General features: G+C 54.3%; 21 protein-coding genes. 10 read left to right on the top strand and 11 right to left on the bottom strand.

Annotated features, from left to right (window positions below):
• Nucleotides 1–66: 66 nt before the first annotated feature.
• The gene (locus tag ABOC97_RS12425; protein WP_349597942.1) at nt 67–915 is read right to left on the bottom strand and encodes an SDR family oxidoreductase; all 849 of its coding nucleotides are present in this window, start codon (nt 913–915) and stop codon (nt 67–69) included.
• A gap of 84 nt (nt 916–999) precedes the next feature.
• Between ABOC97_RS12425 and ABOC97_RS12420 the strand changes: the two genes are divergently transcribed.
• The gene (locus ABOC97_RS12420) at nt 1000–1407 is read left to right on the top strand and encodes a winged helix-turn-helix transcriptional regulator (protein WP_234503244.1); all 408 of its coding nucleotides are present in this window, start codon (nt 1000–1002) and stop codon (nt 1405–1407) included.
• 69 nt (nt 1408–1476) lie between these two features.
• Here the strand turns inward: ABOC97_RS12420 and cpdB are convergent, their stop codons facing one another.
• Complete coding sequence (cpdB, locus tag ABOC97_RS12415) at nt 1477–3420, bottom strand: 2',3'-cyclic-nucleotide 2'-phosphodiesterase (protein ID WP_349597938.1); 1944 nt, start codon at nt 3418–3420, stop codon at nt 1477–1479.
• A 211-nt stretch (nt 3421–3631) separates the two neighbouring features.
• On the opposite strand from cpdB, the gene cysQ reads away from it, so the two are divergent.
• Entirely contained in the window at nt 3632–4378 is a 747-nt protein-coding gene (gene cysQ, locus ABOC97_RS12410) for a 3'(2'),5'-bisphosphate nucleotidase CysQ (protein ID WP_349597935.1), read from the top strand.
• Nucleotides 4379–4450: 72 nt separating this feature from the next.
• Here cysQ and ABOC97_RS12405 read toward each other — a convergent pair whose 3' ends face one another.
• Nucleotides 4451–5005 carry a YtfJ family protein gene (locus tag ABOC97_RS12405; protein ID WP_349597932.1) on the bottom strand — a complete coding sequence of 185 codons (555 nt, stop codon included), beginning with the start codon at nt 5003–5005 and terminating at the stop codon, nt 4451–4453.
• Between the two features lie 323 nt (nt 5006–5328).
• On the opposite strand from ABOC97_RS12405, the gene ABOC97_RS12400 reads away from it, so the two are divergent.
• Entirely contained in the window at nt 5329–5535 is a 207-nt protein-coding gene (locus tag ABOC97_RS12400; protein WP_052282454.1) for a DUF1107 domain-containing protein, read from the top strand.
• Nucleotides 5536–5613: 78 nt separating this feature from the next.
• Here the strand turns inward: ABOC97_RS12400 and paeA are convergent, their stop codons facing one another.
• The 6 genes from paeA to ABOC97_RS12370 all read right to left on the bottom strand — a co-directional run bounded on the left by paeA (nt 5614) and on the right by ABOC97_RS12370 (nt 13198).
• The gene (gene paeA / locus ABOC97_RS12395) at nt 5614–6960 is read right to left on the bottom strand and encodes a polyamine export protein PaeA (RefSeq protein ID WP_349597929.1); all 1347 of its coding nucleotides are present in this window, start codon (nt 6958–6960) and stop codon (nt 5614–5616) included.
• A gap of 145 nt (nt 6961–7105) precedes the next feature.
• Nucleotides 7106–8650, bottom strand: a complete 1545-nt coding sequence (locus ABOC97_RS12390; protein WP_349597928.1) for an MFS transporter — start codon at nt 8648–8650, stop codon at nt 7106–7108.
• 90 nt (nt 8651–8740) lie between these two features.
• A complete protein-coding gene (locus ABOC97_RS12385) occupies nt 8741–9763 on the bottom strand; it encodes a Gfo/Idh/MocA family protein (RefSeq protein ID WP_349597925.1) in 1023 nt (340 codons plus the stop codon).
• Nucleotides 9764–9775: 12 nt separating this feature from the next.
• Nucleotides 9776–10843 carry a Gfo/Idh/MocA family protein gene (locus tag ABOC97_RS12380; RefSeq protein ID WP_349597923.1) on the bottom strand — a complete coding sequence of 356 codons (1068 nt, stop codon included), beginning with the start codon at nt 10841–10843 and terminating at the stop codon, nt 9776–9778.
• A gap of 2 nt (nt 10844–10845) precedes the next feature.
• A complete protein-coding gene (locus tag ABOC97_RS12375) occupies nt 10846–12024 on the bottom strand; it encodes a Gfo/Idh/MocA family protein (protein ID WP_349597920.1) in 1179 nt (392 codons plus the stop codon).
• 19 nt (nt 12025–12043) lie between these two features.
• Nucleotides 12044–13198, bottom strand: a complete 1155-nt coding sequence (locus ABOC97_RS12370; protein ID WP_349597917.1) for a Gfo/Idh/MocA family protein — start codon at nt 13196–13198, stop codon at nt 12044–12046.
• Between the two features lie 189 nt (nt 13199–13387).
• Between ABOC97_RS12370 and ABOC97_RS12365 the strand changes: the two genes are divergently transcribed.
• Nucleotides 13388–14446 (top strand): LacI family DNA-binding transcriptional regulator, encoded by a 1059-nt coding sequence (locus tag ABOC97_RS12365; RefSeq protein ID WP_349597914.1) that lies wholly within the window; start codon nt 13388–13390, stop codon nt 14444–14446.
• Here ABOC97_RS12365 and msrA read toward each other — a convergent pair.
• Entirely contained in the window at nt 14443–15087 is a 645-nt protein-coding gene (gene msrA, locus ABOC97_RS12360; protein WP_349597911.1) for a peptide-methionine (S)-S-oxide reductase MsrA, read from the bottom strand. The genes ABOC97_RS12365 and msrA overlap by 4 nt on opposite strands.
• A gap of 269 nt (nt 15088–15356) precedes the next feature.
• Here msrA and tamA point away from each other — a divergent pair, with 269 nt between their 5' ends.
• The 5 genes from tamA to ABOC97_RS12335 all read left to right on the top strand — a co-directional run bounded on the left by tamA (nt 15357) and on the right by ABOC97_RS12335 (nt 22012).
• Nucleotides 15357–17090 (top strand): autotransporter assembly complex protein TamA, encoded by a 1734-nt coding sequence (gene tamA / locus ABOC97_RS12355; RefSeq protein WP_349597908.1) that lies wholly within the window; start codon nt 15357–15359, stop codon nt 17088–17090.
• Nucleotides 17087–20863: an autotransporter assembly complex protein TamB gene (tamB, locus tag ABOC97_RS12350; RefSeq protein ID WP_349597905.1), complete on the top strand. Its 3777-nt coding sequence runs from the start codon at nt 17087–17089 to the stop codon at nt 20861–20863. Before tamA ends, tamB begins: the two co-directional genes overlap by 4 nt.
• 2 nt (nt 20864–20865) lie before the next feature.
• Entirely contained in the window at nt 20866–21210 is a 345-nt protein-coding gene (locus ABOC97_RS12345) for a gamma-glutamylcyclotransferase family protein (protein ID WP_349597902.1), read from the top strand.
• Between the two features lie 206 nt (nt 21211–21416).
• Nucleotides 21417–21668, top strand: coding sequence for an AbrB/MazE/SpoVT family DNA-binding domain-containing protein (locus ABOC97_RS12340; protein WP_349597899.1), 252 nt, complete (start codon nt 21417–21419; stop codon nt 21666–21668).
• Entirely contained in the window at nt 21662–22012 is a 351-nt protein-coding gene (locus ABOC97_RS12335; RefSeq protein ID WP_349597896.1) for a type II toxin-antitoxin system ChpB family toxin, read from the top strand. Before ABOC97_RS12340 ends, ABOC97_RS12335 begins: the two co-directional genes overlap by 7 nt.
• A gap of 44 nt (nt 22013–22056) precedes the next feature.
• Here ABOC97_RS12335 and ppa read toward each other — a convergent pair whose 3' ends face one another.
• Nucleotides 22057–22584 (bottom strand): inorganic diphosphatase, encoded by a 528-nt coding sequence (ppa, locus tag ABOC97_RS12330; protein ID WP_234503220.1) that lies wholly within the window; start codon nt 22582–22584, stop codon nt 22057–22059.
• A gap of 402 nt (nt 22585–22986) precedes the next feature.
• On the opposite strand from ppa, the gene ytfQ reads away from it, so the two are divergent.
• On the top strand, nt 22987–23943 hold the full coding sequence (gene ytfQ, locus ABOC97_RS12325; RefSeq protein ID WP_349597891.1) for a galactofuranose ABC transporter, galactofuranose-binding protein YtfQ: 957 nt from the start codon (nt 22987–22989) through the stop codon (nt 23941–23943).
• Nucleotides 23944–24002: the final 59 nt, after the last annotated feature.

Raw genomic sequence — 24002 nt, 5'->3', positions numbered from 1 at the left:
GGGCCATCTTTTTATTATCAGAGATGGCCCGCGGGGGCGCTACCACATTTAACCGATTTTTAACGCTTACAGAATGCCTTTGACGCTGTCGGCAAGCGCAGTGGTTGGGCGGCCAATCAGTTTACTCAGAGTATGGCTGTCATCGAACAGCCCACCTTTGGAGGCGCCAACGTCAGAATCGGCCAGCATATCCGCCAGCCCGGCAGGCAGACCCACACTCTTCAGGGCGGCGGCGAAATCGGCCTGGCTCAGGTTCTGATAGACCACTTTTTTCCCGCTCTGCTTAGCCAGTTCGGCCGCCAGCTCGCTCAGCGTCCAGCCGTTATCGCCCGCCAGTTCGTAGACTTTCCCGGCATGTCCTTCTTCGCTGATGACGCGTGCCGCTGCGGCCGCGTAGTCGGCGCGGGTTGCGGAGGCAATTTTGCCTTCACCGGCTGCACCGATAAAGACGCCGTGCTCAAGCGCCGGTGGTGCGCTCGCCAGATAGTTTTCGGTATACCAGCCGTTGCGCAGCAGCGCGTAAGGGATACCTGAGTCGGCGAGCATTTTTTCGGTAGCAATATGTTCATCCGCCAGGCCCAGCGGTGATGTATCGGCGTGCAGCAGGCTGGTGTAGGCAATAAATTTCACACCCGCGGCGGCGGCGGCCTGAATAATGTTGCGGTGCTGCGGCGCACGCTGACCGACTTCGCTGGAGGAGATAATCAGCAGTTTATCCACGCCTTGCAGCGCTTTGGTCAACGCGGCTTCATCGCCGTAGTCGGCCTGGCGAACGCCTACGCCTTGCTGGCTCAGCGCTTCGGCTTTAGCCGGGTTACGCACAACAGCAACCAGTTGGCTGGCTGGCGTGGTGTTAAGCAGGTTAGCAATAACGTGCTGGCCAAGCTGGCCGGTGGCTCCGGTAATCGCGATCATGGGTGCTCTCCTTCGTATTTGTATGGTGTTGTGGTAAGCTAACACCATAACTAACTTTTAGTAAGTACGTACAAAAAGGTAAGTATGAAAGAACTGAAACCGACGCTGACGCAAAAGCTGCGCAACGGCAATCTGTTTGCCGAAAGCTGCCCCTCGCGGGACGTGCTCAAACACGTGACCAGCCGTTGGGGAGTACTGATTCTGGTGGCGCTGCGCGAAGGGACCCATCGCTTTAGCGACCTGCGCCGAAAGATGGGCGGAGTCAGCGAAAAAATGCTCGCCCAGTCGCTGCAGGCGCTGGAGCAGGACGGTTTTATTAACCGTATCTCCTATCCGGTGGTGCCACCGCACGTTGAGTATAGCCTGACGCCGATGGGCGAGGCGGTGAGTGAGAAGGTCGCGGCGCTGGCCGACTGGATTGAGGTCAATTTGCCCGAGGTTATGGCCAATCACCCGGCGGTAGAAGAGGGTGAAATTCCCGCGTCGGCGTAAAAAATTGGCCGGGTCACAGGACCCGGCCAGTGATAATCCGGAGCAGCGATGCGCTCTCCGGTATGACGATTACTTGCTCAAATCCACCTGATAGATAGCAAAGCCAATATCATCGGTCGCCACCTGCTTCATCGGATACTGCGCTTTCTCTTTGATAAACGCTGCCGCCTTCTCTGACGGTGAAGTTTCAAAGCGGATATCCAGCTTGGTGTCGCTGTGGATAGGGGCCAGACGCCAGTTGTTATCAGCGGCCGGGTGAATTTCACCGGCTTTCTTCGACTCGGCGCTTATCCATGCCGCCAGCACGGAACGGTTCTCGTCCGGTGAGGCAAAGGCGATATGGTTATCCCCAGTGCCAGCAAACTTACCGCCGTAGGCGCGGTAGTTGTTGGTAGCGACGAGGAATGTGGCGTTCGGGTCGATAGGCTTGCCGTTGAAGGTCAGATTTTTAATGCGCTCTGATTTCGGGTTAACGCTTTGACATTCGCCGTCGTAGCGCGCCGGTTGGGTAATATCCACCTGATAGTTCACGCCATCGATAACATCGAAGTTATAGGTGCGGAAACCGTCCCAGTTGATTAGCGACTGCGGCTTGCTGCTGTGGACATCAATCTGGTTAAACTGCCCGGCGGAGCACTCCAGCCACTCTTTCACCTCTTTGCCGCTGGCTTTAACCACTACCAGCGTGTTCGGGTAAAGATAGAGATCGGCGGCATTACGGAAGGTAAGTTGACCTTTTTCGACTTCGACAAAGCTTGCCGGGTCATTCTTACGGCCACCGGCTTTAAACGGCGCAGCGGCGGAAAGCACCGGCAGTTTCGCCAGGTCTGGATCGCCTTGAATATAGTGCTCAACGTAGGCTTTCTGCGCCATGTTAACTACCTGCACCGTCGGGTCGTCCTGCACCAGCGACAGGAAGCTGTACATGTTGTCAGAGGATTTACCGATAGGCTTGCTGACGAACTCGCGAGTGGCGTCGTGATCGGCCTTCAGCGCATCAACCAGTTTGCTGTCTTCCGCCGCCAGCGATTTTTTCGCTGCCGCATCGTAAATCGGCCGCGCCTGCGCTTGGGCGGAGGTGACCTGCCATTTACCGCTATCGTTGTTGAGCACCAGATCAACCACCCCTAAGTGATCGCCCCACATACCCGGCATCACTGCAGGAATGCCATTCAACGTCCCTTTGGCGATATCCGCGCCTTTAATATTGGCAAAATCTTTACCCGGGAAGACCGCGTGGGCGTGGCCAAACATAATGGCGTCAACGCCAGGGACCTGGCTTAAGTAATAAACCGAGTTTTCGGCCATTGCCTGATACGGGTCGGCGGAGAGGCCCGAGTGGGCAATCACCACCACCACGTCAGCGCCGTTGGCGCGCATCTCTGGCACATATTTACGTGCCGTTTCGGTGATGTCGTTGACCGTCACTTTGCCGGTCAGATTCGCTTTATCCCACGTCATAATCTGCGGCGGCACAAAACCGATATAACCGATTTTGAGCTGATGCTTGCTGCCGTCTTTGTCGACCACTTCGGTCTCTTTAATCAGGTACGGGGTAAACAGCGGTTTTTGGGTCTTAACGTCAATGATATTGGCGTTAACGTACGGGAATTTCGCCCCGGCCAGCGCTTTATGCAGATAGTCCAGTCCGTAGTTGAATTCATGGTTGCCAAGGTTGCCTACCGCGTAGTCGAGCAGGTTCATCGCCTTGTAGACCGGGTGAATATCGCCCTGTTTCAGACCTTTTGCCGCCATATAGTCGCCGAGCGGGCTGCCCTGAATCACGTCGCCGTTATCGACCAGCACGCTGTTTTTCACCTCGTTACGTGCGGCGTTAATCAGACTTGCCGTACGCACCAGGCCAAACTTCTCGGTGGCGGTATCTTTGTAGTAATCAAAATCCATCATATTGCTATGTAGATCGGTGGTTTCCATTACGCGGAGATCCACCGTTGCCGCATTTACGCTGGCGGCAACCAGCGTAGCCAGAAGCGTTGCGCTAAACTTGATCATCAGAAGCATCCTTTTTTAGATCTAACACACAGATTTAAATGTATTAATTTTCTGTTGCTTACGAAGGTGTGAATCATGCCAGAAAAACATGACGCGAAATCGGCAGCGGTTCACAGTTATCCGGAACAATGATGGGCGTAGCGGAATTAACGATGATGCGATATAAATAAAACAATAGGTTAACGCCACTGTAATCTTAACGAGGTGGATAATGTTAGAACAAGTCAGTCAGCTTGCGCGCGACGCGGGCGATGCCATCATGCAGGTGTACGATGGTAAACAGCCGTTAGACGTTGCCAGCAAGAAAGATGATTCCCCGGTCACGGCGGCCGATATTGCGGCCCACCATGTGATTGTTAACGGTCTGAAGGCGATGACGCCAGAAATCCCGATTCTGTCAGAAGAAGACCCTCCGGGCTGGGATGTTCGCCAGCACTGGCAGCGCTACTGGCTGGTGGACCCGCTGGATGGCACCAAGGAATTCATCAAACGTAACGGCGAATTCACCGTCAATATCGCGCTGATTGAAAACGGCAAAGCGGTGCTGGGCGTGGTGTATGCACCGGTACTGAAGGTGATGTACAGCGCGGCCAACGGCAAAGCGTGGAAGGAAGAGTGCGGCGTGCGCAAACCGATTCAGGTGCGTGACGCTAACCCGCCGAAGGTGGTGGTGAGCCGCTCACACTACGCCAATGATGATGAGCTCAAAGAGTATCTGCAACAAATAGGTGAGCACCAGACGGCGTCTATTGGGTCATCGCTGAAGTTCTGTCTGGTGGCGGAAGGCGAGGCTCAGCTGTACCCGCGCTTTGGGCCGACCAACATCTGGGATACCGCCGCCGGTCACGCGGTGGCTGCCGCCGCTGGGGCGCACGTCAACGACTGGCAGGGGAAAACGCTGGATTACACCCCGCGCGAGTCGTTCCTCAATCCGGGCTTCCGGGTGACGATTTTCTAGTGTGCTTGTCGATAGCCGCAGGGTATTTCCCTGCGGCTATCTGACCACAACGTTCCTGTGCTTATCGAATAATTAACTCAGCAGCTTATGCAGCAGGGCGATGACTTGCTGCACTTCTCCGGCCGTCAGTTCACCGTCTTTTGACCACTGGATGCGCCCCTCTTTATCCAGCACCACAATGGCCGAGCTGCTTTCATCAAGCTGCCAGGCTTTACGCACCAGGCCATCGCTGTCGACCACAAACTGCGACCATGGGAAGAGCTTCTTATTGCTCTCAATGCTGCTACGAACAAACATTGATGTGCCCGGTATCGCATCATCGGTGTTGACGATGGTGGTGGTCTGATAGCGGTCGTGCGGCAGGCCCGCGGACTTAATCGCTTCGATCAGTGCGGCATTTTTCTCTTTGGCGGATGAGCGTCCGGCAATATGTTGCACCACCCGCACTTTTCCAGGCAGCTGCGCGCTATTCCAGTTTTTGTAGCTAAACTTATCATTATCGAGAATCAATTCGCCTCGATCTGCGACACCGACGGGGGCGACGCGTTGTCCATTTGTGAAGTTATGCGCGGTTGCCATTAACGGCATTAACAGGCATGAAACCGCCAGAAGCGTACGTAGAGTCATGGTTTTTCCTTTTTATTAGCAGGTGATCCGACCACTTGGCCGATAGTTTTAATCATAAGTGCGATTTATGGACTTTTCCCGCAAAGACGGTGCCAGTTTGTGGAGGACCGCACACAATCTCGTAAAAATGAAGCCTTATACTGTCTTCATCGTATGGTTGAAAAGAAAGTTCTGAAATATTGTAATAAATTGGTAAATAAGGCCCCCTATGATGGAGGCCCTTAGTTTTTATGGACTATAGTTAACGAGTATTTAACTTTGCGCCCCGGAGCGTTGAAGCCAAATGTGGATCAACTAGGGCGTAGTACTCGCAGGAGATTAAAATGAAAATTTTCCAACGCTACAATCCGTTTCAGGTAGCCAAGTATGTGAAGACCCTGTTTCGTGGACGGTTGTATATCAAGGACGTTGGCGCTTTTGAATTTGATAAAGGGAAAATTCTCATCCCTAAAATTAGAGACAAGCAGCACCTATCTGTGATGTCTGAAGTGAACCGCCAGGTGTTACGTTTGCAGACCGAAATGGCGTAAACGACGCGCGATGCGGCAGAATTTAAAACGGCTCCCAAAGGGAGCCGTTGATGTTTGTAGCGAGGCACAAAACTTGGTTTAAGCGTTGCTTTGCTCGCTTTCCACCATCATGTCAGCCTGTTTGGGTACCAGAACCGTTGGCTTATTGTCGATGCGCGTCACCAGCAGCTGATCGATGCGGTAGTTATCGATATCCACCACCTCAAACTTATAGCCAGAGAACTTCACTGAATCGGTGCGTTTCGGGATCTTACGCAGCATAAACATCATAAAGCCGCCAATGGTTTCGTAGTTGTCCGACTGCGGGAAATCATCGATATCCAGCACGCGCATCACGTCATCAATCGGCGTACCGCCGTCAATCAGCCATGAGTTCTCGTCACGCGCAACAATCTGCTCTTCCAGCCCTTGGCCGACCAGGTCGCCCATCAGGGTCGTCATTACGTCGTTGAGGGTGATAATCCCCACCACCAGCGCATATTCGTTCATGATCACCGCGAAGTCTTCACCGGCCGCTTTGAAGCTTTCCAGCGCTTCAGACAGGGTCAGGGTGTCCGGAACAATCAGCGTATTACGGATCTGCACGCCGCTGTTCAGCGCCATGCTCTGATTCGCCAGCACGCGGTTCAGCAGGTCTTTCGAATCGACGTAGCCAATGATGTGGTCGATATCTTCATTACACACCAGGAATTTGGAATGCGGGTGCTCGGCGACCTTATTTTTTAGGCTCTGCTCATCTTCGTGTAGATCGAACCAGATAACATTTTCACGCGGCGTCATAGAGGACGGCACGGTACGGGATTCCAGTTCGAACACGTTTTCAATCAGTTCATGTTCTTGCTTACGCAGCACGCCAGACAGCGCACCGGCTTCAAAGACGGCATAAATATCATCAGAAGTCAGATCGTCTTTACGCTCCATCGGCAGCTTGAAGATACGGAAGATGATGTTGGCCATGCCGTTGAAGAACCAGACCAGCGGACGGAAGACGAACAGACAGAAGCGCATCGGGTTGATGATACGCAGAGCCACAACTTCAGGCGCCACCATACCGATGCGTTTCGGAGTTAAATCGGCAAACAGGATAAACAGACCGGTGACCAGCGAGAAGGAGAGGATGAAGCTCAGCTGCTCGGAGAGTTCCGGAGACATATATTGGGAGAACAGAGAGTGGAAAGCGGGGGAGAATGCTGCATCACCGACGATACCGCCGAGAATAGCGACCGCGTTAAGACCAATTTGCACCACGGTAAAGAACATACCGGGGCTTTCCTGCATTTTTAGAACACGCTGAGCGTTGATGTTGCCTTCATCGGCAAGGAGTTTCAGTTTAATTTTGCGTGATGCGGCAAGTGAAATCTCAGATATCGAGAAGAACGCACTGACAGCGATCAGGCAAATTATGATGAATATACTGTTTAACATATCTTATCCGGCCCGTCAGGCCAGATCCTCGAAAGGGGAAGTGGATAAATCCGCGTGAAATACATATTGAAAGCCGGCCCGAAGGAGATGGGCCGGCATTTTCAGAAGCTAGTATAGCGTAAGGGACTGTAAAGCTGCCAGAGGGTTAACCGTTTGTCGGCAATGGCTTGGTTTTCGCACTGCCGTTCGGCGTCGCATCCCAGACTTTGTCGTAGGGGTAGCCGGTCAGGGCGAGAATAACGTCGCGGGTCTCCTGGTCACAGTCCTGGGCGCTGCCACCGAGCTTACGACGGGCTACTTCCTTAATCAGGATACTGTGTGTTTTCTGCGTTAGCTTGAAGCGGTAGGTGATGAAGAAGCTGATGGCCAACAGCCCGGCAGTGGCAAACACCATCAGACCGATAATCGCGTGCAGAGCGCTTGCGGGCTGAGTGCCGCCGCCTTTCACAAATCCGCTCTCTTCCAGTACGACACCAATCAGCATAATCGCCAGCGCCACGGTGCTTTTACGCGTTAACACCATCACGCCGGCGAAAATACCCTCGCGGCGCTGGCGGGTGACGATTTCATCCACGTCGGGGATAAAACTATAGATGTTCCAGGGGATGTAGTAGAGGCCAGCTTTTGCCAATCCCAGCAGCACAAACACGGCGGAGAACAGCAGCGTTGGTACCTGCAAATGGCCAATATAGGTGATAAACAGAAATGCCAGTACCAGCATAATGCTGGTGTAAGAGAGTCTCAGCGCTGCGGATGGCGTCAGGTTAAACTTATTCATTAACATCATAAAACCAAAGGTGCCGGGAATAGAAACAAACGCGGCAATACTTAATAGCCCGGAAACCATCCCGGCATCATGATGTAAGGCGTAGACCACGTAATAGGTAAATACTGAGCCAAAGACATCCATGGCGGTGAATGAACAAATATAAATCAGAATATGCTGGCGAAATATCCTTATTCTGAATGACGAAATAAGATCGATGACCAGATATTTTAAATGATTTAAAAGACCACTGCTTCGCTGATTATCGGGTTGGAATTCATACTCCTCACGCACGTCTTTGGCTTCCCAGGTGCAGGCCCAGGTGGTAAATACCGCAACGCAGTAAATAACTGCAAAAACAATCCCGGTTAAGGTGTAAGTGAAGGAATTATCCTGACCGGTATACTGCATAATAATGCCGGGAACGGAGACCGCCAGAAAGCCGCCAAGTGATGAGCACATCATACGTACGCCGGACAGGCGCGTACGCTCACTGAAGCGGTTGGTCATCTCTGCGGCTAGCGTCTCCCAGGGGACAAGCACCATGGCGGACAGCAGTTCAATAGAGAGGTAGGTCCCAAGATAGTACCAATAGCTCATATCAGTGACCCAGACCAGCGCGTACAGGAACATCAATGGGGAGCTTATTAATAAAAAGAAACGGCGTCGGCCAAACTTACGGCCAAGCCAGGTATGGGCAAAATTATCCGTGATGTATCCCATTACCGGGCTTAAAATCGCATCGATAATACGCGCAATGGCAAATATTGAACCTGCCTCTAATACGGTTAAACCGCAATAGGTCGTATAAAAAAATAAAAGCCATGTTCCTATAACGGCAAAGGCGCCGCCGCCAAAAAGGTCTGTTACGCCGTAGCCGATAGCAGTGCCATAGCCAACGCGGCGTTCGGTTGGTTTTACCATGATATTATTATTCCTGTACTGGTAGGGTTTATCAGTGCAGAGTTGCCTCTGCACTTTATATTATTGACAGCAGGAAAAACTGGATGACCATCACTCTGTTATATTCACCCATTTCCTCAATAGTGACGATTGGTAAATAGCATTAACCATCTGCAATGATTTTGCGGCTTCGTTAATGCCACAATAGTGCCCCTCGGCAGGATGATTGAGTGAGCGATAGAACTGTAAGATTGCCTGCTGGTGGCCAATCCCCCAATAGCTTTTGCCCACGCCGTCCGGTGAGGCGTCGCTGGCAAGTTTCATGCGTTCATCGCCGCAGATTTGCCATAGTTCGTTGTCTGCAAGACGCAGCATGCCCTGTTCAAACTCCAGCTCCAGCAGCAGCGGGGAATCGCTGGCATGACAGTTGCTGGCGCAGAACAGCCCGCGGGCGCCGTTGTTAAAGCACATGGTCGCCATCGCGCTATCTTCGGTGTCAATCTCATCGGCCAACAGGGTGCTGTCGACCACCCCTTTCAGGCGGCTGACGCCCTTGCCAAACCACTGCATCAGATCCAGCGTATGAATGGCCTGGTTTATCAGCAGGCTGCCGCCTTCGGTGGCGAAACTACCGCGCCAGGGGCTGGCGGCGTAGTAGTTACCCGATCGCGACCAGGTTAGTACGGCTTTAATCGCACGCATCGGGCCAAGCGTGTTTTCCGCAATGCAGCGGGCGATGGCCAGGCTGGTAGGGTTAAGACGGTTTTGATAGCAAATACCGATGTGACGTTGAGCGATAGCGGCGGCGGCCTGAATCTCCGCCACCTCCAGCGAGTTCATCACCATCGGTTTCTCGCAGAACACCTGTTTCCCTGCCGCAAGAGCGGCAAGGATCATCGGTCTATGCAGATAATGCGGCGTGCAGATGTGCACCACGTCAATGGCGTTGTCCAGCAGCATCTCACGGTAGTCCTGGTAAAACGAGCAACCATAGCCCGCCGCCAGACGGCTTCCTTTGTCGCTGTCGATATCAACAATCGCGCGTAGCGCCACGTCAGGGACGTGGCTCAGCGCTTCTACGTGGCAGGTGTGGATGGCGCCACAGCCGATAATGGCCGCTTGACGTGCTTTCATCTCTGCCTCCCGTTACGCCACGGCGTTAGCCAGCATTTGCGCTTTCACGCATAGCTCGGCCGCTTTAAAGGTATGTTCCTGAGTCATGGCATTTTCCGTCCGGTTCAGACAGTCGAGAATCAGCTGACCGAAGTACGGGAAACCGACCTGACCGGCAACCGAGTAGCGGAATTCGCCTTCTTTGTTGACCAGATAGACCACGTCCTGCTCACCGCGGGTAATATCGACGTATTTACGGATTTCGATATAGCCATCGGTGCCTAACAAGGTCAGGCGACCGTCGCCCCAGCTCGAAAGGCCATCCGGGGTGAACCAATCGCAGCGGAAGTAGCCGGTAGCGCCGTTGTCTCCGGCCAGCATCGCATCGCCAAAATCTTCGAACTGTGGATACTGCGGGTGATTCACGTTGCGTACCTGGCTTGCCACGACGCGGGCGTCGCTGTTGCCGGTATAGAACAGGAACTGCTCAATCTGGTGGCTGCCGATATCGCACAGGATGCCGCCAAAAAATTCTTTCTCGTAGAACCAGTCCGGGCGGCCTGTACCTTCGCGGTGAGGGCCGACGCCCAGCGTCTGCATGACGCGGCCAATTGCCCCTTGCTGCACCAGTTGCCCGGCGAAGACCGCGCTTTCTACGTGTAGACGTTCGCTGTAGTAGACCGCGTATTTGCGCCCGGTTTGCGCCACTTTGCGTTTGGCGGCCTCTAGCTGTGCCAGCGTGGTTAATGGGGCTTTATCGGTAAAGTAGTCTTTGCCGGCGTCCATCACTTTCAGCCCTAACGCGCAGCGCTCGGATGGAATTGCGGCGCCTGCCACCAGTTGCACAGCGCTATCGTTGAGAATAACGTCGAGTGTCGGGGCTATCTGCACCTGCGGGTACTGCTGAACAAATTTATCCACTTTGGCGGGGTCGGGGTCATAAACCCATTTCAGCGTAGCTCCCGCTTCAATCAGGCCGTTACACATCCCGTAGATGTGGCCGTGATCCAGCGCGGCGGCGGCAATAACAAACTCACCCGCAGCGACAACCGGCTGGGGTTTGCCCACCGGGGCGTAGTTCATACCGTCTTTGATGCTCATTTTTATGCTCCTTTGTCCAAATCTTTACCCAGCGGGATTGCGCCCACTTCACTGAAGTTTTCTACCGACGCGCCCTTCTCGTAGAAATGTGGGGCGAGGGAAACCAGGCCGCCGGTTTTATACCAGGGCTCTTGCGGATTAACGGGCAGGGAGACCACCCGTCCGGTAATTGATGATTGGTAAATGGCGGTAATCAGCTCCAGTGAGCGTTTGCCCTGCACGCCGTCGATCAGCGGTTCTTCCTGTTGTTCAACGGCGTTCAGCAGATCGTTAATTTGCCCGGTGTGGAGGGTGTATTTGAGCTTTGGCGTATTGCGGAATAGGGCGTCCAGCCGCGCTTCGCGCTCGCTGTCGTGCTGTTCCTGCGGGAAACCATTGTCAGCGGAAACGCTGGCCCAGACGTCCCACGGTGCTGAAATACGCGCTTTATCGCCCTGAATGACTATTTTCTGATCTTCACCGTGATGCACCACCGACGCGGTGAGCTGGGTCAGCGCGCCGCTGCTGTAACGGAAAATAGCGGCAGAGAGATCTTCAACCTCGGCGTTATCGTGGGCAACGTTGGTCATCATGGCGACCACTTCCGTTGGGAAGCCGAGCATCCACTGGATGGCGTCAATGTGGTGTACCGCATGGTTGAGGGTGCAGCCGCCGCCCTCTTTTTCCCAGGTTCCGCGCCACCACAGATCGTAGTAGCAGTGGCCGCGCCACCAGAATGAGTCAACCTGGGCGTGGCACACTTTGCCCAGCTCACCGGAATCAACAACCTGTTTGAGCCGCCAGAAGGCATCGGTAAAACGGTTCTGGGCGATGATCGACAGGATTTTGCCGCTGGCCCGTTGGGCGGCGATCATCGCATCACACTCTTCCAGCGAAGCGGCCATCGGTTTTTCGCACAGCACGTGCTTGCCGGCGTTCAGCGCGTCAATGCTGATTTCAGCGTGTACATACGGCGGCGTGCAGACATCGACGATATCGACTTCAATCCCGGATTCGAGCATCGCCTGATGGCTACTAAAAACGGTGGCGTGATTCAGGCCATAGCGTTCTTTCTTTTCCTGCGCTTTCTCCGGATAGATATCGACCAGCGCCACAATCTGGCAGCGGTCGGCAAATTCTTGATATCCCTGAATATGGTTATGAGAAATGTTCCCTGTTCCCACAATCGCAATACGTAACATGATTCTCTCCTGCTGCGGATTACCAGGTGCCGGAGGCATCCAGCGTTTTGCTTTCAACCTGCTTGTCGATGGAGCTAGCGATGCGTTCATCAAGCAACTTTTTAAACAGTGCCTCGTCGAACGGCAGGTCGACCCAGTCGTCGGTCCAGGTGGATAAATGCATGGCGTTGGAGAGCGTCAGACCGTGAATGCCATCGGTGCCGGGAGCCAGCAGTGGCGTGCCGTGCAGGACGGCGGCGGCAAAATTGGCGGTGATCACGTGGTGCTCGCTGCACTCAGGGGCAACGGGAATCGTCACTTCCCAGCACTCGGGTTCGCCAAAGCCGTTTTCCCAGCGGGCGTTAAATTCGGTTTCCGATTCACGCAGCCGCCAGAAACGCAGCTTGCCGTCTTCGACGACTACTTTGCCGCGATCGCCGGCGATCTCCAGGCGATTGGTACCGGGGGCTTCAGCGGTGGTAGTGATAAACACACCGGTGGCGCCGTTAGCATATTCGGCATAGGCCGTGACCTCGTTTTCCACCTCAATCTGGCGGTGTTTGCCGAACTGACAGAACGCGCGCATGCGTACTGGCATGCCGACCAGCCATTGCCATAGGTCGAGCTGATGCGGATCCTGATTCAGCAGAACGCCGCCGCCTTCGCCTTTCCAGGTGGCGCGCCAGCCGCCGGAGTTGTAGTAGCTCTGCGAGCGATACCAGTTGGTGATAATCCAGTTGGAACGACGTAGCTCGCCCAGCTCGCCGCTGTCGATAAGATCTTTCACTTTCTGATACAGCGGGTTAGGACGCTGGTTGAACATCATGCCGAAGACCACATTGCAACCGCGGGCAAACTCGTTCATCTCGCGCACCTGCGCGGTGTAAACGCCCGCCGGTTTTTCGCACAGCGTATGGATGCCGTTGCGCATTGCCAGCATCGACAGGCCCGGGTGGTCGTAGTGCGGCGTGGCGACAATCACCGCATCAATCAGCCCGCTTTTTAGCATTGCTTCAGCGTCGCTGAACATCGCCACCTCGTCCCCCACCAGCTGGCGAATGGCCGGGTGTTTGTCGGGATTGTTGTCGCACACTGCCGTCAGGCAGGCCTCTTTCACCGTACCTGCCAGCAGGTAACGGGCGTGAACGGTCCCGATATTACCCACGCCGATAATGCCAAAACGCACCTTATCCATGTTGCACCTTACGTGATAGGAATGACTGATACCTGAAAATAGGCATGGCGCTCAGGGGGAACAAACGGAATTTGTGAGAATGCTCGCAGGCAGAAAAGGAATCTGGGCGAGAAACTGAAAATGGGTTTTAAAATCAGCGAACTGCATCTGCAAAAATTTGCAAAATATGATTGCGAGCGAGGTCACACAATGCCAGGTAAGCTAAGAATGGATGAAATTGCCGCCCAAACCGGCTATTCCATCAGCACCGTCTCCCGGGTGCTGAGCGGTAAATCCTATACCAGCGACAAGGCGCGAGAGGCTATTGTGAAATGTGCCCGCCAGTTAGGGGTACTGGATGGCTTGGCTAACGGACGACTGCTGATTAACGGCATTGCCGTGTTTGCGCCGGAACGCACGTTCCAGGGGCGGGGCGACAGTTTTTATCTGGAGGTCACCAAAGGGATTGCCGAAGCCAGCGCGCCGCATGATGTCTGGATCAGCCACTGCGCTCTGGAAGAACAGCATGCGGACGTGAAATTATTCCTCGAAAAAGCCAACCAGAAGAGCATTAATGCGGTGATCATCATTGGCACGGATGACCCAACGATTCTCAAGCTGGCGAGTACGCTGAATAAGCCCTGCGTGCTGATTAACTCTATTGACCGAGAAATGGCGCTGGATTGCGTCTCGCCTGACCACCGGGCGATTGGCTTTACCGCGATGCGCTATCTCTTTGAGCAAGGGCATCGACGTGTGCTGACGATGACCTGCCTGCGTAGAGAGACTCTCTATGCTCGGCTGGACGGTATTAAAGAGGCTTATCGTTATCACCACGTTCCTTTCAACCCTCAGCATGACCTGCTGGTCACTGAGTGGTTCACGGCGGGAGAGGCGGAGCGGGCACTGGATACGTGGCTGACGACGCACGATCGTGCCCAGTGGCCTGATGTTATTTTCCCCAACAGCACGAGCATGACCGATGGCGTGATGAAGGCGTTGCAGCGTCACAAGCTACGCGTGCCAGAGGATATTTCACTTATCACCACCGATTTTTCGTGGAATCTGGAAAATGGCCTGACCGCGCCGGTGACCGGTATTCGCGTCCCTTGCCGCGATCTCGGTATTGAGGCTGTGCATCTGTTGCAAACGCGGCTAAACCGGCCTCAGTCGCCGGTCTATAACCTTTTATTACAGGGGAAAGTTATGGACTACGGGACGGTGGCGAACGCCACGCGGCATGCGGCGCGCGTGGCATTGGATGGTTAACCCTGAAGCTGCGGCGGCAGGCACACGCCAATCCCGCCGATGCCGCAATAGCCGTACGGATTTTTGTGCAGGTATTGCTGGTGCTCATCTTCCGCATAATAGAACGGTTTAGCCGCAGCGATTTCGGTCGTAATCACGCGCTCATCGCCGGCAGTTCGCATGGCCTGCTGGAATTGCTGCAGGCTGGCGTTGGCTTCCTGCTCTTGTTCCGGCGTAGTGGGATAAATTGCCGAGCGGTACTGGGTACCGTGGTCGTTGCCCTGACGCATGCCCTGCGCTGGGTCGTGATTCTCCCAGAACACCTTCAATAAATCGGCGTAGCTGACCACCGCCGGATCAAACACGACGCGTACCGCTTCGGCATGCCCGGTCTCGCCGGAACAGACTTCCCGGTAGGTAGGATTTGGCGTAAAGCCGCCGGTATAGCCTGCCGCGGTGCTGTAAACTCCGGGTAATTGCCAGTAGAGACGTTCAACGCCCCAGAAGCATCCCATAGCAAAAATAGCGACCTCCATGCCTTCAGGAACGTGGGTCATTGAGTGTTCGGTCACAACATTGAGCGTGGCGACCGGCATCGGCGTATTTCTTCCGCTCAATGCATCCGACTGAGATACAAGGTGTTTTTTATCTACTAGACTCATGAGAGGGGCCTCCGGGGAACAGTAATTTCCGTTAAGGTTGTAACCGGGCGTGTCTTTTAACACAATAAACGCGCCGAATACGTCTAAATTTAAACATAAGAATGATTTGGGGCTCTGTCTTTATTTCAACCCGACAAAGAGTGGGTTTTTTAAACTGACGTTGAATGCCAGGCGCTGAAAGCGCGCAAATAAAGGCAAAACGCAGTCATGGCCGCGGAGCGGACTTTCGTTTCCCATTTGGGGGGAAACAAGGATATTCAGGAGAAAATGTGCGACAAATCCGCCAGTTATGTTTGGTGAGCTTGCTGCTGACCAGCGGTGTTGCCAGTGCAGCGAACATCCGTCTACAGGTTGAGGGGCTCTCAGGCGAGCTTCGAAAAAACGTTCGAGCGCAGCTTTCTACGATCGATAGCGATGAGGTCACGCCGGACCGCCGCTTTCGTGCGCGCGTAGACGATGCCATCCGCGAAGGATTAAAAGCCCTCGGCTACTACGAACCGACTATCGATTTCGAACTTAAGCCACCGCCGGCAAAAGGCCGCCAGGTGCTGCTGGCAAAAGTCACACCGGGGGAGCCGGTGCTGATTGGCGGTACCGATGTGATTCTGCGTGGTGGTGCGCGCGACGACCGCGACTATCTTGATCTGCTGAAAACGCGGCCGAAAATTGGCTCAATACTGAATCACAGCGACTACGACCATTTCAAAAGCTCACTGACCAGCGTATCGCTGCGTAAAGGCTACTTCGACAGCGAATTTAAAAAGAGTCAGCTTGGCGTGGCGCTTGAACGCCGTCAGGCGTTCTGGGATATCGACTACGATAGCGGTCAGCGTTATCGCTTTGGCGATGTCACCTTCGAAGGCTCGCAAATTCGTGATGAGTATCTTCAGCATCTGGTGCCGTTCAAAAAAGGCGACTACTACCAGTCCAGCGACCTCGCTGAGTTGAACCGACGTCTTTCTGCCACCGGCTGGTTTAATTCGGTGGTTGTCGCGCCAGAGTTTGATAAATCTCGCGAAACCAAAGTATTGCCGTTGCACGGCGTGGTGTCGCCGCGCAGTGAAAACACCGTCGAGCTGGGTGGCGGCTACTCCACCGATGTGGGGCCGCGGGTCAAAGCCTCGTGGAAAAAACCGTGGGTGAACTCCTACGGCCACAGTCTGACGACCAGCCTCAGCGTCTCGGCCCCGGAGCAGCAGCTTGATTTCAGCTACAAAATGCCGCTGCTGAAGAACCCGCTGGAACAGTATTATCTGGTGCAGGGTGGCTTTAAAAGCACCGACCTGAATGACACCAAGGCCGACTCCACCACGCTTGCCGTTTCGCGCTTCTGGGACCTTTCCAGCGGCTGGCAGCGGGCGATTAACCTGCGCTGGAGTCTCGACCACTTTACCCAGGCCGACGTCACCAACACCACCATGCTGTTCTACCCTGGCGTCTCCATCAGCCGCACCCGTTCACGCGGTGGTCTGATGCCGACCTGGGGCGATTCCCAGCGCTATTCGATTGATTACTCCAACACCGCCTGGGGCTCGGATGTCGACTTCTCGGTCTTCCAGGCTCAGAACGTTTGGATCCGCACGCTGTATGACAAACACCGTTTCGTGATGCGCGGCAACCTCGGCTGGATTGAAACCGGTGATTTCGACCGCGTACCGCCGGACCTGCGCTTCTTCGCCGGTGGCGATCGCAGCATTCGCGGCTATAAGTACAAATCCATTGCCCCGGAAGACTCGAAAGGCAAACTTATCGGTGCCTCGAAGCTGGCAACCGGTTCGCTTGAATACCAATACAATGTCACCGGGAAATGGTGGGGGGCGATGTTTGTCGATGGCGGTGAAGCGGTCAGCGATATTCGCCAGAGCGACTGGAAAACCGGGGCCGGTGTCGGCGTGCGCTGGCAGTCTCCTGTCGGGCCTATTAAGCTCGATTTCGCCGTGCCGGTTGGCGACAAAGATGAACATGGATTGCAGTTTTATATCGGACTGGGGCCTGAACTATGACGTTATGGAAAAAAATAAGCCTCGGGGTTCTGATTTTTGTACTGGTGCTGGTGGGGGCCGTTGGCTTCCTGGTCGGCACCACGACGGGTTTACATCTGCTGTTTAACGCGGCTAACCGTTGGGTACCGGGGCTGGAAATCGGCCAGGTGACCGGCGGCTGGCGCGACCTGACGTTAAAAAAAGTACGCTATACCCAACCGGGCGTAGCGGTTGATGCGGGTGAATTCCACCTGGCGGTTAACCTGAGCTGCCTGTGGCACAGCAGCGTGTGTGTGAATGATGTGGCGCTGCGCGACATCAACGTGGCCATCGACAGCAGCAAAATGCCGCCTGCCGCGCCGGTAGAAGAAGAGGATACGGGGCCGCTGAATCTGTCAACGCCGTACCCTATCACCCTGAGCCGGGTGGCGCTCAATAACATCAATATCAAGATTGATGACACCACGGTGTCGGTGATGGATTTCACCAGTGGCCTGACGTGGCAGGAGAAAAACCTGACCCTGACGCCAACCTCGCTGCAGGGGCTGCTTATCGCGCTGCCGAAAGTAGCCGATGTCGCGCAAAAAGAGGTCGTCGAACCGAAGATAGACAACCCGCAGCCGCAGGAAAAACCGCTTGGCGAAACCATGACCGAGCTGTTCTCTAAACCGGTGCTGCCGGAGATGACCGAGGTCCATCTGCCGCTGAATCTCAATATCGAATCCTTTAGCGGCGAACAACTGCGTATTACCGGCGATACCGATCTTACGGTGTATAAAATGTTGCTGAAGGTCAGCAGCATCGACGGCAATATGAAGCTCGACACGCTGGATATCGACTCCAGTCAGGGCACGGTCAACGCCAGCGGGACGGCACAGCTCATTAACGACTGGCCGGTAGATATGACCCTTAACAGCACGCTGAACATTGACCCGTTGAAGGGCGAGAAGGTGAAGCTGAAGGTCGGCGGTGCGGTGCGTAAACAGCTGGAAGTGGGGGTAAATCTCTCAGGCCAGGTGGATATGAGCCTGCGGGCGCAGGCACAGCTGGCAGAAGCCGGCCTGCCGTTTAACGTGGAGATCAATAGCAAGCAGCTGTACTGGCCGTTTACCGGCGAGAAACAGTTCCAGGCCGATGACCTCAAGCTGAAGCTGGGCGGTAAAATGACCGACTACACCCTGTCATTCGCCACGGCGGTGAAGGGGCAGGGCGTACCGCCGGCGAAAATTACCCTTGATGCTAAAGGCAACGAGCGGCAGGTTAGCCTCGATAAGCTGGCGATTGCGGCACTGGACGGCACCACCGAGTTCAAAGCGCTGCTCGACTGGCAGCAGGCGATTAGCTGGCGCGGCGAGCTGGCGCTGCACGGGATCAACACAGGGAAGCTGGCGCCAGAATGGCCGTCGAAGCTGGAAGGGCTGATTAAAACCAACGGTAGCCTGTACGGCGGCACCTGGCAGATGAGCGTGCCGGAGATGAAAATCACCGGTAACGTCAAGCAGAACAAAGTGCTGGTTGATGGCTCCGCGAGTGGCAACAGTTACCTGCAATGGACCATCCCTGGCCTGCACGTGGCGCTGGGCAATAATATCGCCGACATTAAAGGTGAGCTGGGGGTTAAAGATCTTAACCTCGATGCCAACATTGATGCGCCGAAGCTCGATAACATGCTGCCGGGCCTTGGCGGTACGGCAAAAGGTCTGGTGAAAATTCGCGGTACCGTGGATGCGCCGCAGCTGCTGGCGGATATCACCGCACGTGGTCTGCGCTGGCAGGAACTGTCGATTGGCCAGGTTCGGGTGGATGGCGATGTTAAATCCACCGACCAGATTGCCGGTAATCTTGACGTGCGCGTTGAGCGTATCGTGCAGCCGGACGTCAACATTGGGCTGGTGCATCTGGCGGCGAAAGGTAATGAAAAACAGCACTCCCTGCAGCTGCAGGTTCAGGGCGAGCCGGTTTCCGGCCAGCTAGCGCTGTCGGGCAGTTTTGATCGTAAAGAGGAACGCTGGAAAGGGGCGCTGAGCAATACGCGTTTCCAGACGCCGGTTGGGCCGTGGTCGGTTAATCGCGATATTGCGCTGGACTATCGCAACCTTGAACAGAAAATCAGTATCGGGCCGCATTGCTGGATCAACCCGAATGCGGAACTGTGCGTGCCGCAGACCATTGATGCGGGTGCTGCAGGACATGCCATCGTCAACCTTAACCGTTTCGACCTGGCGATGCTCAAGCCGTTTATGCCGGAAGAAACTCAGGCCAGCGGTGTGTTTAGCGGTAATGCAGATGTCACCTGGGACACCACCAAAGAGGGTCTGCCGCAGGGCAAAGTGACGCTCTCTGGTCGTAACGTGAAGGTGACGCAGATTGTTAACAACGCGCCGCTACTGGTGGCGTTCGATACGCTGAATCTCAACGCCGACCTGCACAACAATCGCGCGGAACTGGGCTGGCTTATTCGCCTGACCAATAACGGCCAGCTTGACGGTCAGCTGCAGGTTAGCGATCCGCAAGGGCGGCGTAATCTTGGCGGCAACGTCAATATTCGCAACTTCTCACTGGCGATGATTAACCCGATCTTCTCCCGTGGGGAAAAAGCCGACGGTAAGCTGAACGCCAATCTTCGCTTGGGCGGCGATGTGCAAAACCCGCTGATGTTTGGTCAACTGCAGCTGAACGGTATCGACGTTGACGGTAACTTTATGCCGTTTGATATGCAGCCAAGCCAGATAACCATGAACTTCAACGGCGCCAGCTCCACGCTGCAAGGGGAGATTCGTACCCAGCAGGGGCAGATTAGCCTCAATGGTGACGCTGATTGGCGGCAGATTGAGAACTGGCGGGCGCGTATTGCGGCGAAAGGCAGCCGGGTGCGCATTACCGTGCCGCCGATGGTTCGTCTCGATGTATCACCGGATATCGAATTTAACGCCACGCCAAGCCTGTTCACGCTAGACGGCAGCGTTGATGTACCTTGGGCGCGCATTGTGGTGAAAGAGGTGCCAGAGAGTGCGGTAGGCGTGTCTAGCGATGAAGTGATGCTCAACAACCAGCTGCAGCCGGAAGAGACTAAATCGGCGTCGATCCCTATCAACAGTAACCTGATGATCCACGTGGGCAACAACGTGCGTCTGGATGCGTTTGGCCTGAAAGCGCGTCTGACCGGCGATCTGAAAGTGGCGCAGGATAAACAGGGGTTGGGGCTTAACGGGCAGATCAATATTCCGGAAGGGCGTTTCCACGCCTATGGGCAGGATCTGCTTGTGCGCAAAGGCGAGCTGCTGTTCTCCGGTCCGCCGGATCAGCCGTTACTCAACATCGAGGCTATTCGTAACCCAGAGTCGACAGAAAATGACGTTATCGCCGGTGTTCGCGTCACCGGTACCGCCGATCAGCCTAAGGCAGAAGTCTTCTCTGACCCGGCGATGTCGCAGCAGGAAGCGCTCTCCTACCTCGTTCGTGGACAGGGTCTGGACAGCGGTCAGAGCGACAGTGCGGCAATGACGTCTATGCTTATTGGTATGGGGGTTGCACAAAGTGGTCAAGTTGTGGGTAAAATCGGCGAGACGTTTGGCGTAAGTAATCTGGCTTTAGACACGCAAGGGGTGGGTGATTCCTCCCAGGTGGTGGTCAGCGGTTACGTATTGCCGGGTCTGCAGGTGAAATATGGCGTTGGGATCTTTGACTCTTTAGCGACGCTCACGTTACGCTATCGCCTGATGCCTAAGCTGTATCTGGAAGCGGTGTCTGGCGTAGACCAGGCGCTCGATTTGCTCTATCAGTTTGAGTTTTAGCAATGCGAATATTTGTGTACGGCAGTTTACGGCGCAAACAAGGCAACAGCCACTGGATGACGAACGCTCAGTGGCTGGGCGATCACAGCGTTTCCGATTATCAACTGTACAGTCTGGGCCACTATCCAGGCGCGGTGCCCGGCGTTGGCACAGTACACGGTGAAGTCTATCGGATCGACGCGTCGACGCTGGCCGAACTGGATGCGCTGCGCACCAAGGCGGGCGAATACGCACGCCATCTTATCCAGACGCCTTACGGTAGTGCCTGGATGTACGTTTATCAGCGCCCGGTTGAGGGATTCACGCTGATAGAAAGCGGCAACTGGTTGGACAAAGACCAGTATTGAATATGACAACGCCACCTTCGGGTGGCGTTGTTTTTTGCGAGCTCTCACGACCCTTTCTCTGCAATTACCTCTTTTTTCACGCTGACCTTTGCCGCCCATTCCCGTTTTACGCTTTACCTCGATCCGTCGCTGGAGTCTCTTTTTCAACCAGTGCACAATGACTTTCATCCTTCCCGAGTTATACTTTGTCTAACTCTGGAGGAGAGATGCGAATTATCATTAAGAAATGGGGAAACAGCGCAGGTATGGTCATTCCTGGCGTTGTGATGAAGGAGCTCGGCTTGCAGCCGGGGCAATCTATGGAGGCCAGTGTGAAGAATAATCAGTTGGTGCTAACGCCGATTGCCAGGCGCTATACCCTCGATGAACTGTTGGCTCAGTGCGATCCTGATGCGCCGACTATCACGGAAGACGATATTTGGGGCCAGGATAAACCAGTGGGAAATGAAATATGGTAAAGCGCCCCGTTTATCAGCGTGGGGATATCGTATTAGTTGGCTTTGACCCGGCATGCGGCCATGAGCAGAAGGGAGTAGGAAGGCCAGCCTTAGTGCTTTCGACAGGCGCGTTTAACCAGTTAGGCACGGTGCTTGTGGCTCCGATTTCTCAAGGCGGAAATTACGCACGCTACGCAGGGTTTACTATTCCCGTAAGCTGCACGGAAGGGGATGTTCAGGGCGTAGTGCTGCTAAATCAGCTACGGATGATGGATTTGCAGGCCAGGCAGGCAAAATGGTTAGCAAGGGCCGAGAGAAATGTGGTTGAAGAGTCTTTGCTACGGCTTCAGGCTATTGTGGAATAAAAACACCGCCCGAAGGCGGTGTTTTTAAAGCAGGAAAAGAAATCTTATTTCTTCGCACGCTCGAAGGAAGCAACGATTTCAGCTTTAGCCGCTTCAGCGTTTTCCCAACCGTCAACTTTAACCCATTTGCCTGCTTCGAGGTCTTTGTAGTGCTCGAAGAAGTGGGTGATCTGCGCTTTCAGCAGGTCTGGCAGGTCGTTCACATCTTTGATGTGATCGTATTCTTTGCTCAGCTTGGTGTGCGGTACCGCAACCAGTTTCGCATCTTCACCGGATTCGTCGGTCATTTTCAGCACGCCAACTGGACGGCAGCGAATGACTGAACCTGGCTCCAGTGGGTATGGAGTTGGGACCAGAACGTCAACCGGATCACCGTCCAGAGACAGGGTGTGGTTGATGTAACCGTAGTTGCACGGATAGAACATCGCAGTGGACATGAAACGGTCAACGAACAGTGCACCGCTCTCTTTGTCGACTTCGTATTTGATAGGATCTGCGTTAGCTGGGATTTCAATGACAACGTAGATATCTTCCGGCAGATCTTTACCCGCAGGGACGTTGAGTAAGCTCATGTCTGTTTCCTTTAGAATGTATGGCAAACTAGTGCCCGGTATTATAGCCAACTCGCCGCGAAAGTCTTGGCCTGTTTTGCGTCTCATCCCCATGACCCCGCCTTTTTCAGCCGCTTCTTATGACAGAAAAATCCATAAACATAGCTGCATACTGAATAAAATCATGGAAGCGTTTACATCACGGCAAAAAATGACGCTGACTCGCATTTTTTTTCGACAAAACCAATAGCGCTCAATGGGTGCGTGACGCCTTCTCCCTCTTGAACTCTTCGATGTGTCGGTGATTAACAAATAATTTACTTTTATGAAGTGTGATGTAACTCATTCCGTTACATATCCCATTGTCTATAGTTTTTCCGCAGATGAATATCTAACCAACAATAACCCTACGAGGATATCTCTATGTGGAAGCGCTTACTTCTTGTCACAGCAGTTTCCGCAGCCATGTCGTCTATGGTCATGGCTGCCCCTTTAACGGTGGGTTTTTCACAAGTAGGCTCTGAATCCGGCTGGCGCGCGGCGGAAACCAACGTCGCGAAGCAGGAAGCGGAAAAACGCGGTATCACCCTGAAAATTGCCGACGGGCAACAAAAACAGGAAAACCAGCTCAAAGCGGTGCGTTCGTTTATCGCCCAGGGTGTTGATGCAATCTTTATCGCCCCGGTTGTGGCAACGGGCTGGGAACCGGTGCTGAAAGAAGCTAAAGAGGCCAAAATCCCGGTGTTCCTGCTCGACCGTTCCATCGATGTGAAAGACCCGTCGCTCTATATGACCACCGTGACCGCCAACAATGTGCTGGAAGGCCAGCTGATTGGTGAATGGTTGATTAAAACCGCTGACGGCAAGCCATGTAACGTGGTTGAACTGCAGGGTACGGTTGGGGCGAGCGTGGCGATTGACCGTAAAAAAGGTTTTGCTGAGGCTATCTCTAAAGCCTCGAACATCAAGATTATCCGCTCCCAGTCCGGTGACTTTACGCGCAGTAAGGGTAAAGAGGTCATGGAGAGCTTTATCAAAGCCGAGAACAACGGCAAAAACATCTGCATGGTTTACGCCCACAACGACGACATGGTGATCGGTGCGATTCAGGCGATCAAAGAGGCCGGACTGAAACCGGGTAAAGATATTCTGACCGGCTCGATTGACGGGGTACCGGACATCTACAAAGCAATGATTGCCGGAGAAGCCAACGCCAGCGTAGAGCTGACGCCAAATATGGCCGGCCCGGCATTTGATGCGCTGGAAAAATACAAAAAAGACGGCACCATGCCGGAAAAAGTCACCCTGACCAAATCAACGCTCTATCTGCCAGACACGGCGAAAGAAGAGTTAGAGAAGAAGAAAAATATGGGCTACTAAGCCGCCGACACCCTCACCCCAACCCTCTCCCTGAAAGGGAGAGGGAGTCGAGCGGTGCA

Source organism: Kluyvera huaxiensis, assembly GCF_040149365.1.
Classification (GTDB): Bacteria; Pseudomonadota; Gammaproteobacteria; order Enterobacterales; family Enterobacteriaceae; genus Kluyvera; species Kluyvera intermedia_A.
Note: the sequence above shows the minus strand (reverse complement) of the source record. Positions and strands in the feature narration are given on the sequence as shown.